The following is a 13,912-nucleotide window of genomic DNA, read 5'->3' on the forward strand; positions in this document are numbered from 1 at the left end:
CCGCCACGTCCTGCCTGGCGACGGACCAGTGGACCACCGCGCTCTCCCAGCCGTCGATGTCCGGGTGCCACTGGGCCAGGAGCACCCAGTCCTCCGGCCGCGCGACGTCGACGTGCGCTGGGTGGTCCGCTGCCGCGGCACGGGCTGCGGCCTGGACGGGGTCCAGTTCGCCGTACTCGTCCGTGGCGTACCCGTCGAGCTGTATCTGCGACCACTTGGTGAGGTGCAGATCCGCGCCCCGCACCTGACGCCATGCCTCGCGAAGGGCCCCGGCGTGTGGATGTTCGGCGGGATCGACGAGCGAGTCGTGGTCCGGCAGGGAGATGTCGTGACGCAGCCGCAGCTCTCCCGTGCGGAGCAACTGCGCGTCCAGTTCGGCGAACACGTCGCTCGCGCTGTGGTCGCGTTCCACGTGACGTTCCTCCACGGGTGTGTCGGCGGGGAGGTGTATCGCCGTGCCGTGTGTGTCCAGCGCATCGGGATGGGCGCACAGCAGGAGCCGGCCCTCGTGCGGCAGCGGGAGGCGCGTCGCGTCCGTGGGGAGCGCGGCGAGATCCAGGGACGCGATGAGGTGCAACTCGTCCAGGTGCTCCGGACCGGGGGCGCCGACGGGAAGCGTCAGCGGACCGCCGAAGCGGCCCACGACCGGGCCGTCCACGTGCGGTGACAGCGTCGCGCACGGACGCGCGGTCGCAAGCCACCGCTCCACGTCGGCGGGTGGCACATCGCGCGCGAACGCCTCCTGCCGGAACCGGTCCAGTTTCTCCAGGATCTCGGGCTTCATAGGAGGAATGTAGGGCCGTGGTACGACACTCACTTCTGCCCTCCCCGGCCGGCCGGCTGAGGGGCCGGGCCCGAGTGTTTCTCAGGCAATTCACATGCGGCGGCAAGCTCCCTCTCACTCCCGCGCCCGAAGGTGAACCCATGATGCGGAGTGGAGCGAGTGCGGTGCCGGTGCCGGTGCAGCCACCGGCACCGCAGCGGGCCGGGACGAGGAAGCAGGCGCGGGCGGAGGGAGCCGGGTGCTCCGAGGGGGCGCCACCGGAGGCCGGGCGTGCCCCGCGGGAGCGACGTGTCCTGCGGGAGCCCGGCATCCCGCGGCAGCGAACCGCCCCGCGTACGCACGCACCCCTGCGGGACCAAGCACCCCTGCGGGACCAAGCACCCCCGCGGGAGCCCGGCACCCCGCGGATGCTCGTCGTCGGGGATCTGGCGCTGGACGAGGAGAACCGCAGGGCGCGGCGTGGTGGGGCGTGGATCCGGCTGACCGCGACGGAGTTCGAGTTGCTGCGCTTCTTGATGCGCAACCCGGGCAGAGTGCTCAGCAAGGCGCAGATCCTCGACCGGGTGTGGAACTACGACGTGAGCCGCCGGGTCAACCTGGTCGAGATCTACATCTCGTACGTGCGACGGAAGATCGACACGGGCGGGGAGCCGCTGATCCACACGCGGCGCGGGGCGGGCTATGTCTTCAAACCCGGCGAGTCCGTCATACCGGTGTACCGGTCGCCGAAGACGGATGAAGGGTCGGATACGGATTAACATCGAGGGGTGACGGTCCGTGCTGTTCTCGGCCGTTGCCGCCCCGTTCCGTCTTCCGACCGGCCCTTGGGGCCGGCCCCAAGGAGCGCGTCCCATGAGCGACGGCAGCCGCACGAGCCGGATGCGCAGGACCAGCGTGTGGCTGGAGGAGCGGACGGAGAGCCGCCGCAGAGCCACCGGGAGCGGCCAGACCGAGGGGCTGGACCGGGAGAAGATCACGGCCGCTGCCGTACGGCTGCTGGACACCGAGGGGCTCGCGAAGTTCTCCATGCGCCGCCTGGCGGCCCGTCTGGGTGTGACCGCGATGTCCGTGTACTGGTACGTGGACCGCAAGGACGACCTGCTCGAACTGGCGCTGGACGCCGTGGAGGGGGAGCTGGAGGTGCCGGACGCGGACGCTGCGGGGGCGGACTGGCGGGAGCAGTTGCGGCAGTCGGCCTACGCGCTGCGCGGGCTGCTGCACCGTCATCCGTGGGCGTCGGGGACGCTGGGCAGCTTCCTGAACGTCGGGCCGAGCGCGATGTCCTTCCAACTGGGGGTGCGTCGCGTGCTGCTGCGCTCCGGGCTGTCCGAGCAGCAGGCCGACGGGGCGCTGGCGGCGCTGTTCTCGTTCGTCTACGGGCACGCCGCGGTGGATGCCAGTTGGCAGCGCCGGTGCAGCGAGGCGGGCGTCAGCTCGCAGGACTGCGTCGACGCGCTGCGCTCGACGGTCGGTGCGCGCCCCGAGTACGCGGAGTGCGGCGCCGGCGTACGCGGAGAGGCTGTACGCCCGGTGGAGCAGCGGGATTTCGGCGTCGCGCTGGACTGCGTGATCGCGGGTATCGAGGCCATGGCGCGGCACGGGCGCGGCCCGGCCCCGCAGGACCGGGCCACACCCGTGATTCCGCCCCAGCCTCCGGCTCCCGAGGACCGCTGAACCGGAGAGCGGGCGCCGAGAGCCGGGGGACCGCCCTCGGCGCCTCCCGCGACCGGGCAACCGGCCTCAGAACGGCAGCGTTTCCCCCTGTACCGCCTGGATGTCCAGGTCCACCTTCAGGGTGGTTCCGACAGCGGCGATCCCGGCGGCGACGACCTGGTTGTAGTTCATCGCGAAGTCCGAGCGCCGCAGTTCGGCCGTGGCGCGGAAGGCGGCGCGCAGGCCGCCCCAGGGGTCGGGGCCGCTGCCCAGGTAGCTGAGGTCCAGGTCCACCTCGCGCACGACGCCGTGCATCTCGAGACGGCCGTGCACCGTCCACCGGTCCGGTCCGGCCGTGTCGATGCTGGTGCTCCGGTAGGTGATGTCCGGGTGGTTCTCGACGTCGAGGAAGTCGCCCGAGCGCAGGTGCTGGTCGCGCATGGCGTTGCCGGTGTTGATGGACTCCGCCTTGATGACGGCTTCCACGGACGACTTCTCCGTGTCCTGGGCGATCTCGATGCGGCCGCCGAACTCGGTGAAGCGGCCGTGCACGCTGGTCATCCCCAGGTGTTGGGCGCTCGCGGCCACGGTGGAGTGCATCGGGTCGATGGTCCACGGCCCCGGTGGCGGCAGCTCGACGCCGCCCTGCCTGGCCAGTACCAGTGCCCCCAGGTCCGCGCGCCCGGAGGCGGTGACCATCGCCGTGGAGGCGGCGGGCGCGTAGCCCACGGCTGTGGCGATGACCGTGTAGGCGCCCTGCGGCAGCGGCTGCCCGCTGCGTACGACGCCGTGTTCGTCGGCCTCGACGCGCAGCACCTGGGCCCCCGTCATGTCGGTGACGGTGAGCACCGCGTGCTGCACCGCCCATCCGTCCCGGGTGCGCACCCGGGCCCGTACCCCGCCACTCGCGGCCCCGGTCCCGGCCACCGCTGCGGAATCGGTCCCGGCCCGGGCTCCGGTTCCGCCGTCGGCCCCGTTGCCGGTGACGCCGTCGGCCGCACCCGGGTCCGCTCCGTCTGCCCCGCCTGTCATCTTTCTCCCAGCTCTCTCTCACCTGCGACGGCGGGCCCCGGCGACGTACACGCCGGTTCCCCGGTGTCGTTCACCACGGCCCCTCGGGCGACGACGGACCGTGGTCTGATGGCCTCATGGCCTCATGGCCTCATGGCCTCATGGCCTGTGGCCGCGCAGTCGCGCAGCCGCAACAGCTTCGTGGATGACGGGCCCCGGCGTCCCGGCGGCGGGCCGTCCCTTGCCCGCGCTCGCGCAGTGCGCTGATCCGGGCCGCCGGGGCCCTTCCCCGAACCGGACCCGGCGGCGCGTGCTCCGCTCGTCCCACGCGCCGCCAGGACCGGGGGGTCATTCGTCCGGGTGGTGCAACTCGATGTCGTATGCGTCCACTCCGGGCCCGGTCAGATGCAGGGCGTTCGCCTGGGGCGGGTAGCCGCCGGCAATGACCGAGTAGTCGCCCGCGTCCAGGTCGGAGAAGGCGTAGGCGCCGTCCTCACCGGTGGTGGACGTGGCGATGACGTTGCCGGCCGCGTCGACGAGCGTGACCCGCGCGTCGGCCAGCGGCCTGCGCGTGCTCCCGGCGCGGACGGTGCCGGTCACCCGGGCGCCCGCGGCCAGGTCGACGTCCAGCCGGGTGGTGCCCTGGCCCTGCACCTCGACCGGGAGCGCGGTGGGCCGGTGGCCGGGTGCGTTCACGGCGACCGTGAAGCTGCCGGTGACCAGTTCGTCGAACCGGTACTCGCCCGTCTCGCCGGTGACGCCCGTGGCGAGCACCTCGCCGCGGACATCCGTGACGACGACCATCGCGCCCTGCACGGGGGCGCCGTCGGCCCGGCCGCGGACCTGGCCCGAGAGGCCGCTGGTGCCCGAGAGCAGCAGGTCGTGGCTGAGGGGTTCCTCGCCGACCACGACCGTGGAGGCCTGCGGCTGGTGGCCGTCGGCGGCCGCGATCAGCACGTAGGAGCCGGCTCCGGGCGCGTCCAGCCCGTAGGAGCCGTCCGCGTGGGCGACGGAGCGGCCGAGCTGCCGCCCGCTGAGCGAGATCAGGGTGACGGCCGCACGGGCGACGCCGATGCCCTCCGCGTTGCGGACGGTGCCGTAGACGCCGTAGCCGCTGGTCGGCATCGGTGCCGGGGGTTGTGCTGTGGCCATGGCCGCGTACTCCCTGAGCTGCTGGGTGTCGCCCCCCGATGCGGTGCCCGCGGGTGCCCAGGTGGGGGCGGTCGCCGCTGAGTCCTGCGGCACGGCGGAGTCGGACGGTGCGTCTCCGCGGGCCGTCCCGGCCACCGCCGCGGCCGGAACGGGGGCCTCGACCGCCCGGGTGGGGTCCGCGACCGCGTCGGCGGGGTGTTCCGCCGCCGCGGCGGCGTCCTCGTCGGCGCTCGCCTGGTTCGCGGACGTGGTCCGCAGCGGGACCTCCCGGATGAACAGCACGCACACCAGCGCCAGCAGTGCGACCGGCGCGGCGTACAGGTAGATGTCACCGATGCCGTGCCCGTAGGCGCTCTCGACGACGGTACGGACCGGCGGGGGCAGTTCGTCCAGGTCCGGCAGGGCGCTGCCGCCACCGCCGGTGGCGCCGCCCGGGTTGATGCCGAGCTTGGCGAAGCCGTCCTCGATGTAGTGGGTGATCCGGTTGGAGAGCACGGCGCCGAGCGCCGAGACGCCGACCGCGCCGCCCAGGGAACGGAAGAAGTTGACCGTGGAGCTGGCGGCCCCGAGGTCGTTCGCCGCCACCTGGTTCTGGGTGGCGAGCACCAGGTTCTGCATCATCATGCCGACGCCGAGGCCGAGCAGCGCCATGAAGATCGCCATGTGCCAGTACTCGGTGTCGTACCGCAGCGTGCCCAGCAGGCCCATGCCCGCCGCCATCAGCACGCCGCCGGAGACCAGGAACTTCTTCCACTTGCCCGTCCGGGTGATGATCTGCCCGGAGATGGTGGTGGAGACGAACAGTCCGCCGATCATCGGGATGGTCATGACGCCGGCCATCGTGGGGGACTTGCCCCGGGCGAGCTGGAAGTACTGGCTGAGGAAGACGGTCGCGCCGAACATCGCGATGCCGACGAAGAGCGAGGCGACCGCGGCCAGCGTGATGGTGCTGTTGCGGAACAGCCGCAGCGGGATGATGGGCTCCTTGGCCTTCGACTCGACGAGTACGAAGATCAGGCCCAGCACGATCGATCCGCCGACCATCGCGTAGGTCTGCCAGGACAGCCAGTCGTACTTGTCCCCGGCGAAGGTGACCCACAGCAGCAGGGTGCAGGCGGCGGCGGCGATGAAGAACGCGCCCGCCCAGTCCACCTTGACGCCCGGCCGCTTGACGACGGGCAGGTGCAGGGTCTTCTGGAGGACGATCAGCGCGATGACGGCGAACGGGACGCCGACGTAGAAGCACCAGCGCCAGCCGAGCCAGCTCGTGTCGGTGATCACGCCGCCGAGCAGCGGGCCGCCGACGGTGGCGATCGCGAAGGTGGCGCCGAGGTAGCCGCTGTAGCGGCCGCGCTCCCGGGGGGAGATCATCGCGGCCATGATGATCTGGGCGAGAGCCGAGAGCCCGCCCATGCCGATGCCCTGGGCGACCCGGAAGGAGATCAGCGTCCCCGGGTTCTGCGACAGGCCGGCTCCGGCCGAGGCCAGTACGAAGACGATCAGGGCTATCTGCACCAGCAGCTTCTTGCTGGTGAGGTCGGCGAGCTTGCCCCAGAGCGGGGTCGAGGCGGTCATCGCCAGCAGCGACGCGGTCACGACCCAGGTGTAGGAGCTCTGGCTGCCGTTCAGATCAGAGATGATCCTGGGCAGTGCCGTGGAGACGATCGTCGACGACAGGATGGCGACGAACATGCCGAGCAGCAGCCCGGAGAGCGCCTCCATGATCTGCCGGTGCGTCATCGGTGCCGTGCGCTCGGCTGCCGTCGCGGTGGTGCCCGCCGCCGTGAGCGACTCGGCTCCGGCGGTCTGGATGCGGCCGGACGACGCGGCGTGCGCCGCGTGCCGGGCCCCACCGCCGGCTCCCGGCGCGGCATCGCGGGACCCCCCAGCCGGCGGCTGGGATCGGGTTGTTGCCATTCGGCGTCCTTCTAACTCAGTGGTGCGGTCGGTGTTGTCTCATGGGGCGTCCCGCCGCGGGCGCGGCAGTCCCCGAAGCTGGTACGGAGCCGGCTGAGCAGGGTGTTGAGCCGGGCGACGTCCTCGTCGCTCCAGTCCTGCAGGTGGGAGGCGAACGTCTCGACGAGATGCGCGGTGAGGTCCGCGAGGAACCGCTCACCGCTCTCGCTGATCCGCAGCAGTCGGGACCTGCCGTCCTGCGGATCGGGGCGGCGCTCGATCCAGCCGCGGTCGGCGACGTGGGTGACGTGTCTGCTGGTGACCGACATGTCGATCGCCATCAGCTCGGCCAGTCCGCTGGTGCGCATCTCCCCGTGCTTGTCCAGGAGTGCCAGGACGGCCGCCGAGGCGGGTGGGCACTCCGGGGGGAGGCTGCGCGCCATCTCTCGTTTGACGGCGCCGATGGCGCTGATCTGCCGGGCCAGCTCCTCGTACTGACTGCGTTCGGCCATCTGCACCCCAGATACTTGTTGCTTAAGGCAACCATAAGGATGGTTGGTTGCTGTAGGCAAATTGATTTCGGACAACCCAGGCAAACGCTTGGCAAAGAGTGTGTGTGCTCCCGGTGTGCATCCGCGGGGCACCGGCCGAGCTGCTGTAGGCGGCGACCCTCCGGTACGGAGCGCGGTCGACCCCGCACAGGAAGTATGGGAGGGGGCGGAGGGAGGGGCGGGGCCGCCACCGACGGGTCGGGTGTGAGCGAGTGCACAGTGTCCGCCCCGGTGCGACTGTGCCATCCGGGGGAGGGTTCGCTAGGGTCCTGGGGCATGGCTCACAACCCGCAGGCGCCGCAGGGTCCCGATGGACAGGGACACGACCCGGCCGGCAGCACACAGATGTTCCGCGCCTTCGTCGACGAGGGCAGCCCCCGGCCCGGCAACAGGCAGGCGGCCGCACCGGCCCCCGCGGGTCCCCGGACCGGCCTGATCGTCGGCGTCGTCGTCGCGCTCGTCGTACTCGCCGGTGTCGCCTGGCTTGCCTTCTCCTGACGGACCGACCTCGCCTGTCCCTGGCGGACTGGCGGACTGGCGGACTGGCGGACTGACGGACTGACGGACTGACAGCGCAGCGCCCGCACGGCGAAGACGCCCTGCCGGCGAAGAGGCCCTGACGGGGGCGAACGCCCCGACGGCGTGACGGCGACTGACGCCCTGTGAGGTGCCGACGGTGTGACGCCTGACGCCTCGGCACCTTCCGGCGCGCTCTGCGAAGTACTGGTGCTGTGCGGCCTTCTGACGGCCTGACGCCTTCGCCGGGGGGCCGGAGGGGTCTCCGACGGTCCGGACCTGATGCCCCGACGGTACCGGCGGTCCCGGCGGGCTCCGGTCCCGGCAGGCTCGGTTTGCCGGGTCCGAGCCCGGATCCCGCTACTGCCGGCCGGCGAGCCGGACCTCGCGGGTCTCGAAGTGCATGCCCAGCGGCACGCGCCCGAGGCAGACGAGAGCCGCCGAGGCGGCTATCCGGCTGCCTCGACGGCTTCGTGTCGTGCTCCCCTGGGTCCGCAGGGCGCCGATGGTACTGACGCCGCGTCAGAAGTGCGGCCTCTGGCTGCGGTTCCAGGTGTCCCTTCCGCGGTGCTCCTCGTCGTCCCGGTCCCTCTTGGCGCCCCTCTCCTCGTCCCGGCGACTCGCCTCCCCGGCATCCCCGCAGGTGTGCCGCGAGAAGTGCGTCGCGGTCCTGCTGCCGGGGTCACGGTCGAGGTGTCCGTCGATGTGTTCGTCGGTGTCTTCGCAGGTGTCCCGGTCGATGTCCCTGCCGGTGTCCCCCGTGCCACTCCGCCCCCGTTCCGGTCAGTCCTCCGCGATCAGCCCTTCGCGCAACTGTGCGAGCGTGCGCGTCAGCAGCCGGGAGACATGCATCTGGGAGATGCCGACCTCCTCGCCGATCTGCGACTGCGTCATGTTCGCGAAGAAGCGCAGCATGATGATCTGGCGTTCCCGCGGCGGGAGCTTGGCCAGCAGCGGCTTGAGGGACTCCCGGTACTCGACGCCCTCCAGCGCGCTGTCCTCGTAGCCCAGCCGGTCCGCGAGCGAGCCCTCGCCGCCGTCCTCCTCCAGCGCCGGGGAGTCCAGCGAGGAGGCGGTGTAGGCGTTGCCGACAGCCAGCCCGTCGACCACGTCCTCCTCGGAGACGCCGAGGCAGCTCGCGAGTTCGGTCACGGTCGGGGAGCGGTCCAGGGTCTGGGACAGCTCGTCGCTCGCCTTCGTCAGCGCCAGCCGCAGCTCCTGGAGGCGCCTGGGCACCCGCACGGACCACGAGGTGTCGCGGAAGAAGCGCTTGATCTCCCCGACGACCGTCGGCATCGCGAACGTGGGGAACTCCACGCCGCGTTCGCAGTCGAAGCGGTCGATCGCCTTGATCAGGCCGATGGTGCCGACCTGGACGATGTCCTCCATCGGCTCGTTCCTGCTGCGGAAGCGGGCCGCGGCGTAGCGGACGAGCGGCAGGTTCAGCTCGATGAGGGTGTCACGTACATACATCCGCTCCGCGGTGTTGGCCGTGCCCGGGGAGTCGGCCGCCGCCTTGTCCAGCGTGGCGAGGCGCAGGAAGAGGGAGCGGGACAGAGTGCGGGTGTCGAGCGTGTCGCTGCCCGGCAACGCCGTGGCGGCTCCGGCGAGCTCCGCCGGCGCCTCCGCCGCGAGGTCGTCCGGCGCCACTTCGTCGAGCATCGGTGGCACACTGCCGGGCTCGGCGGGCCCGGGAGGTGCCCCCGGGGTCGGGGACGTGTTCTCGGCGAGCACCTTGGAGCTGCCCAGTTCTACGGACATGCCACCCCCTTGAGGTCGCGGACGGTCGCTGCGGCGCCCTCGGCTCGGAGAGAAGCACCTCCCCCTCCATACCGGGCACGCCACTGCGGCAAACGCAGCTCTTGCAGAATGTCACAAGTAGGCAACGCGACGTAGCCTCATGTCGATAAAACTGCACAGTTGAGAGCGATGGGACAGAAGTTGACGTCGCTCGATCCGGTTACGCGTCGATCCGGTTCGCGGCGCGCAGCCGCGCGAAGCTGCGCGAGAGCAGCCGCGACACGTGCATCTGGGAGACCCCGAGCTCGGCGCTGATCTGGGACTGCGTCAGATTCCGGTAGTACCGCAGCAGCAGGATCCGCTGCTCCCGCTCGGGCAGTTGTACGAGCAGATGGCGTACGAGGTCCCGGTGTTCGACCCCGTCCAGCTCGGGGTCCTCGTAGCCGAGCCGGTCCAGCAGTCCCGGCATCCCGTCCTCGCGCTCCTGTGCGGCCTCCAGCGAGGTGGCCCGGTAGGCCCGTCCGGCCTCGATGCAGGCCAGCACCTCCTCCTCGCTGATCTTCAGCCGCTCGGCGATCTCGGCCGTGGTCGGAGACCGGCCGTGCAGCGTCGTCAGATCCTCGGTGGCGCCGCTGACCTGGACCCACATCTCGTGCAGCCGGCGCGGCACGTGCACCGTGCGCACGTTGTCCCGGAAGTAGCGCCGGATCTCCCCGACGATCGTCGGCATCGCGAAGGTCGGAAACTGCACCCCGCGGCCCGCGTCGAACCGGTCGATGGCGTTGATCAGGCCGATGGTGCCGACCTGGACCACGTCCTCCATCGGCTCGTTCCTGCTGCGGAACCGCGCTGCGACATACCGCACCAGCGGCAGATTGGCCTCGATGAGGGCGGCGCGGATCCGCTCGCGCTCCGCCGTGCCGTGCTCGTGCCGGCCGAGCTGCTCGAAGAGGGACTGCGTCAGTGCCCGGGTCCGCGCGGCTCTTTCCCGCTGCGCCTCGGCGGGGGTGGGGGGCGCTTCGGCGTCGCCGGAGGGAGTCTGGGTGGGGGTACGGGTCCCGTCCACTCAGCCACCACCCCTAACGGTGCAGATCTGTCCTGGTCGATCACGTGGACCGCGTCGCATGCTGCCCTCGCTCGGCGTGCCCCTGCCGTGTCACCCGCGGTGTCGGTGCGGGCGCGATTCATCAGCCAAAAAGCGGTCATAGCATCACAAGACATGTGCACCGTGTGCAAGCACCAAATGACTCCGTGTTGCCTACCAGTTGCGCCGGGGCGCACGCCGGTCGCATCGCCGAGGAGTACGCAGGCCGCGGTGGCGGTCCATGCGCGGCGGCGGGAATCGGCAGGGCGCGCGGGACATGACGGGGCGGGACGGGGCCCCGGAGGCGTTCGCGAGCCGCGGAGGGCGACGGACGGAGCGTGGGCTCAGTTGACCAGAGAGGTCATGAACCGGCCGACGCCCTGCGCGGCACTGGAGATGCCTTCGAAACCTATCTGGACCAAGTCGGCCGAGCGTTCGGGGGACGTGATGATCGTGTACAGCACGAAGACGACAAGCACATAGCCCGCGATCTTCTTCGTCTGCGCCATCGCGCTGTCCCTCCCCCGGGCGTTCCGACCCCCGGGTGTTCGATCATCGACACCCTGTCCACCGATGTGGCGGTGCGAGTGTAGCGGGAACAGTGAGCCGCCAGCAGGCGCAGGAGCTTTCGGGCTCTCCCGCCCCCCTGCTCCCGGTCCGGCTCCCTCCCGCCTTCCCCCCCCGCCGCCTCTCGTGTCTCCTCGTGGCCTCTCGGGGCTTCTGTTCGCTCCTCGCCGCTCTGCTGCTCCGTCGCTGGCCTCGCGGGGCTGTGCGAGGGCGTGCGGGGCCGCGGGAGGGCGTCGGAGGCCGTGCGGGAGGTGCGGGGCCCGCAGCAGACGCAGGGGAGGGCAGCGGCGGGCTTCCGTCGGCTCACAGCTGGCCGGGTGCATCAGGGGCCTCAAGGGTCTAAGGGCCCCTGGGGAGCAGATCAGGGCAGGCAGGCGTTCTCCGCCGGCTCCTCCTCCCTCCGGCCCTCCGGCTCCTTCCGGTCTCGGGAACGGGCAGGGGAAGGGGGAGCCGGCGGACCCCGGACGCGAGCCGGACGACCACAGGCGGCGCGGGTGGACGGCCGTGCGGGTGGGTGGACGGCGGCGCGGGCCGGGGAGTGGCGCAGGCGGGCTCAGGTGAGGAGGACGGTCTTTCCCCGCGCGCCTCCCGCGCGGTTGCGTGCCACGGCCCCCGGCGCCTCGTCGAGCGGTACCTCGACCTCGATCGGCACGGTCAGCGGCCCGCTGTCGATCTCCTCGCCGAGCCGTTCCAGCAGCTCGGCGGAGGCCGCGAGGTGGTAGTTGATGCCTTCGATGCGGCGCCCGTGGAGGGCGTCCAGCGATGCCGCGTCCAGGGTGGAGACGGCCACGCCGCCGTCCCGGACCAGCGCCGTGTTCCGGGCGAACTCCGCGGCAGCCGTCGACCCCAGGTCGACCAGCGCGTCCACGCCGCCGGGGTACTCCTCCCGGACGGCCGCGGCCAGGTCCGTCGTACGGACGTCGATGGCCGACGCCGCGCCGAAGGCGCCCATCCGGGCCTGGTCGTGGCCGTGGGTCGCGGCCACCACGCGCAGTCCGCGAGCCGACGCGAGCTGGGTGAGGAAGGTGCCGACGCCGCCCGCGGCTCCGATGATCAGCACGCTCGCGTACGAGTGCAGCGCCGCGGAATCCATGATGCCGAGTGCCGTCATCCCCGCGGTGGGGGCGCCCGCCGCGGTGGTCAGCGGGATGCTGGTGGGGGCGCGCGCGATGCTGCCCGCTTCGTTGACGACCACGTACTCCGCGTACGTGCCGCCCCCCACCGGCTCGCTCACCACGTGGCCGAAGACCTGCTCACCCGGGGTGAAGCGGTACGCCTCGGGGCCGCAGCTCTCCACGGTCCCGGCGAAGTCCGCCCCCATGACGAGCGGGAAGTCATAGGGGACCAGGCTCTCCAGCATGCCCTCGGCGATCTTCCAGTCCAGCGGGTTCAGGCCCGCCGCGACGACCCGGACCAGCACTTCGCCCTCGCCGGGCTCGGGCCGCCTCGCCTGCAGGATCTCGGGCCGCCCGTTCCGCTCCCGTACACCGACAGCACGCATCCACCGCGCCTCCCTGCTCCCCCCTGGGACCAGCGGACCTCTCTCAACGTACGACAGCACGCAGCCCCCCGCAGAGCACCGGCGACTCCGGCGCGGGACGGGGTGGGGGAGCGGGCGCGAGGCGGTGGGCTGCTGCCGTTCGGCGGCGGGCAGCAGCGTCCGGCGCTGCGCGCCGTCGCGGGGTGTGCGGGGGTCCGGGAAAGGACGCGTTCTCTCCGGGCAGCGGTATTCCGCGCGAGACGGAACCGAATCCGTGCCGGAAAATCGGCGGGAACAATGCTAGTCTGCAGCCAGCAGCGTCATTGCTGACGGTCCGCAGGATGCGGACCCCGCACCTTTGTCGGAACGAAGAGCGGGGCCGCGGACGAGGACCTCCGATGGGCTCATCCCGTGCCGGGGGTGGGCCCATCATCTCGTAGGGGAACTACCACAGTTGCTCTGTCCGGACGGCGTAGTACACCGCCTGGAAGAGGCCGGCGATCGCTCGTGCGAGATCAGCGAAACGCTGCAATGTCGTCCTCGCCGGTTCAGACTTCCAGCCCGCACCGGCCATTTCTCCTCACCCCCTCTCAAAGGGAGGTTGGGATGACGATACAGCAACGCGCAAGCACATCCCGAAGAAAAACGCCATTATTGTTCCGGCGAATTGCCGAATGGCAATCCCGGCAATGCGTGAATTGCTCCCTCCGGCTCCCTCCGGCTCCATCCGCCTCCCTTCGGCGGCCTCGGCGGCCTCGGCGGGTTCCGGAGGGTGTGGGCTCAGGCGCCGGGGACGGTCGACCCCGCGGCCTCGGTCTGCTTCGCGCTGTGCCGCCGGGCCTTGGCCCGGTTTCCGCAGACGCGCATCGAGCACCAGCGGCGGCTGCGGTTCTTGGAGGCGTCCCAGAAGACCCAGGCACAGGTGTGCTCGGAGCAGCGCTTGAGCCGTGCGGCCTCCCCTGTGAGGCGCAGCTCGCACCAGGCGATCGCGAGCTCGGCCAGGGCTCTGCGGGGCGGCGGGAGGTCCGGCGCGGGGGACAGCGGGCCGCGGTCCGAGCCGTGGACCGGGCCGTGTCCGACGGCGACCAGGACGGGGAGTTCGCGCAGTGCTTCCTCGGCTCCGGCGCGGAGTGCGGGGTCGGCGTCGTCCCCGACGTTGACTCCCAGTTCCTCCCGGATGCCGGCGCGCAGACGCAGGCAGAGGCCGTGGTCCGGGGCGCCGACCTGGTGCGTGCGGGCCAGCAGCCCGCGCTCGGCGAGCCAGCCGGCGAGTCCGTCCGCCGACGCCAGCTCGTCGGTGCCGAGCTCCACGTCGACGGTGTTGGCGAAGGCTTCGATCAGCAGGGCCGAAGCCGGGGCGTCGCGCATGGCCACCTCCTCCCGGGGCAGCCCCACCCTACCCCTGGCTAACCGGCTAACGGTTTTACCGGTAGCGGAAGTGTGCACCGCTGTGCCAGACTCCGACCCCTGCTAACTGG

At 71.6% G+C, this 13,912-nt stretch carries 12 protein-coding genes; 3 read left to right on the plus strand and 9 right to left on the minus strand.

The genetic code is table 11. The annotated features are described in order from the left end of the window. The coding region (locus tag A949_RS0102075) for a hypothetical protein (protein WP_019354348.1) at positions 1 to 784 on the minus strand (784 nt) is incomplete at its 3' end. A gap of 140 nt (positions 785 to 924) precedes the next feature. Between A949_RS0102075 and A949_RS39475 the strand changes: the two genes are divergently transcribed. Together A949_RS39475 and A949_RS0102085 are read left to right on the plus strand one after the other, a co-directional pair. Next, positions 925 to 1,542, plus strand: coding sequence for a winged helix-turn-helix domain-containing protein (locus A949_RS39475; RefSeq protein ID WP_106428714.1), 618 nt, complete (start codon positions 925 to 927; stop codon positions 1,540 to 1,542). A 94-nt stretch (positions 1,543 to 1,636) separates the two neighbouring features. Continuing rightward, positions 1,637 to 2,458, plus strand: a complete 822-nt coding sequence (locus A949_RS0102085; protein ID WP_019354350.1) for a TetR/AcrR family transcriptional regulator — start codon at positions 1,637 to 1,639, stop codon at positions 2,456 to 2,458. A gap of 66 nt (positions 2,459 to 2,524) precedes the next feature. On the opposite strand, the gene A949_RS0102090 is transcribed toward A949_RS0102085, so the two are convergent. The 3 genes from A949_RS0102090 to A949_RS0102100 form a co-directional block, all read right to left on the minus strand. Continuing rightward, positions 2,525 to 3,364, minus strand: a complete 840-nt coding sequence (locus A949_RS0102090; protein ID WP_026004263.1) for a YceI family protein — start codon at positions 3,362 to 3,364, stop codon at positions 2,525 to 2,527. Positions 3,365 to 3,796: 432 nt separating this feature from the next. Beyond that, positions 3,797 to 6,517 carry an MFS transporter gene (locus A949_RS0102095; protein WP_019354352.1) on the minus strand — a complete coding sequence of 907 codons (2,721 nt, stop codon included), beginning with the start codon at positions 6,515 to 6,517 and terminating at the stop codon, positions 3,797 to 3,799. A gap of 11 nt (positions 6,518 to 6,528) precedes the next feature. After that, positions 6,529 to 7,008 carry a MarR family winged helix-turn-helix transcriptional regulator gene (locus A949_RS0102100; RefSeq protein ID WP_019354353.1) on the minus strand — a complete coding sequence of 160 codons (480 nt, stop codon included), beginning with the start codon at positions 7,006 to 7,008 and terminating at the stop codon, positions 6,529 to 6,531. Positions 7,009 to 7,323: 315 nt separating this feature from the next. Between A949_RS0102100 and A949_RS32165 the strand changes: the two genes are divergently transcribed. Beyond that, positions 7,324 to 7,545: a hypothetical protein gene (locus A949_RS32165; RefSeq protein ID WP_019354354.1), complete on the plus strand. Its 222-nt coding sequence runs from the start codon at positions 7,324 to 7,326 to the stop codon at positions 7,543 to 7,545. Positions 7,546 to 8,346: 801 nt separating this feature from the next. Here A949_RS32165 and A949_RS0102110 read toward each other — a convergent pair. From A949_RS0102110 to A949_RS0102135, 5 genes are all read right to left on the minus strand, one after another. Continuing rightward, positions 8,347 to 9,324, minus strand: coding sequence for an RNA polymerase sigma factor SigF (locus A949_RS0102110; RefSeq protein ID WP_019354355.1), 978 nt, complete (start codon positions 9,322 to 9,324; stop codon positions 8,347 to 8,349). Positions 9,325 to 9,523: 199 nt separating this feature from the next. After that, positions 9,524 to 10,369: an RNA polymerase sigma factor SigF gene (locus A949_RS0102115; RefSeq protein WP_019354356.1), complete on the minus strand. Its 846-nt coding sequence runs from the start codon at positions 10,367 to 10,369 to the stop codon at positions 9,524 to 9,526. A 362-nt stretch (positions 10,370 to 10,731) separates the two neighbouring features. Then, positions 10,732 to 10,896, minus strand: coding sequence for a hypothetical protein (locus A949_RS38395; protein ID WP_019354357.1), 165 nt, complete (start codon positions 10,894 to 10,896; stop codon positions 10,732 to 10,734). A gap of 611 nt (positions 10,897 to 11,507) precedes the next feature. Next, positions 11,508 to 12,455 (minus strand): NADP-dependent oxidoreductase, encoded by a 948-nt coding sequence (locus tag A949_RS0102125; RefSeq protein WP_019354358.1) that lies wholly within the window; start codon positions 12,453 to 12,455, stop codon positions 11,508 to 11,510. 759 nt (positions 12,456 to 13,214) lie between these two features. After that, positions 13,215 to 13,802 (minus strand): CGNR zinc finger domain-containing protein, encoded by a 588-nt coding sequence (locus tag A949_RS0102135; RefSeq protein ID WP_019354360.1) that lies wholly within the window; start codon positions 13,800 to 13,802, stop codon positions 13,215 to 13,217. Positions 13,803 to 13,912: the final 110 nt, after the last annotated feature.

It is taken from the genome of Streptomyces sp. AA1529 (genome assembly GCF_000280905.1).
Taxonomy (GTDB): Bacteria; Actinomycetota; Actinomycetes; order Streptomycetales; family Streptomycetaceae; genus Streptomyces.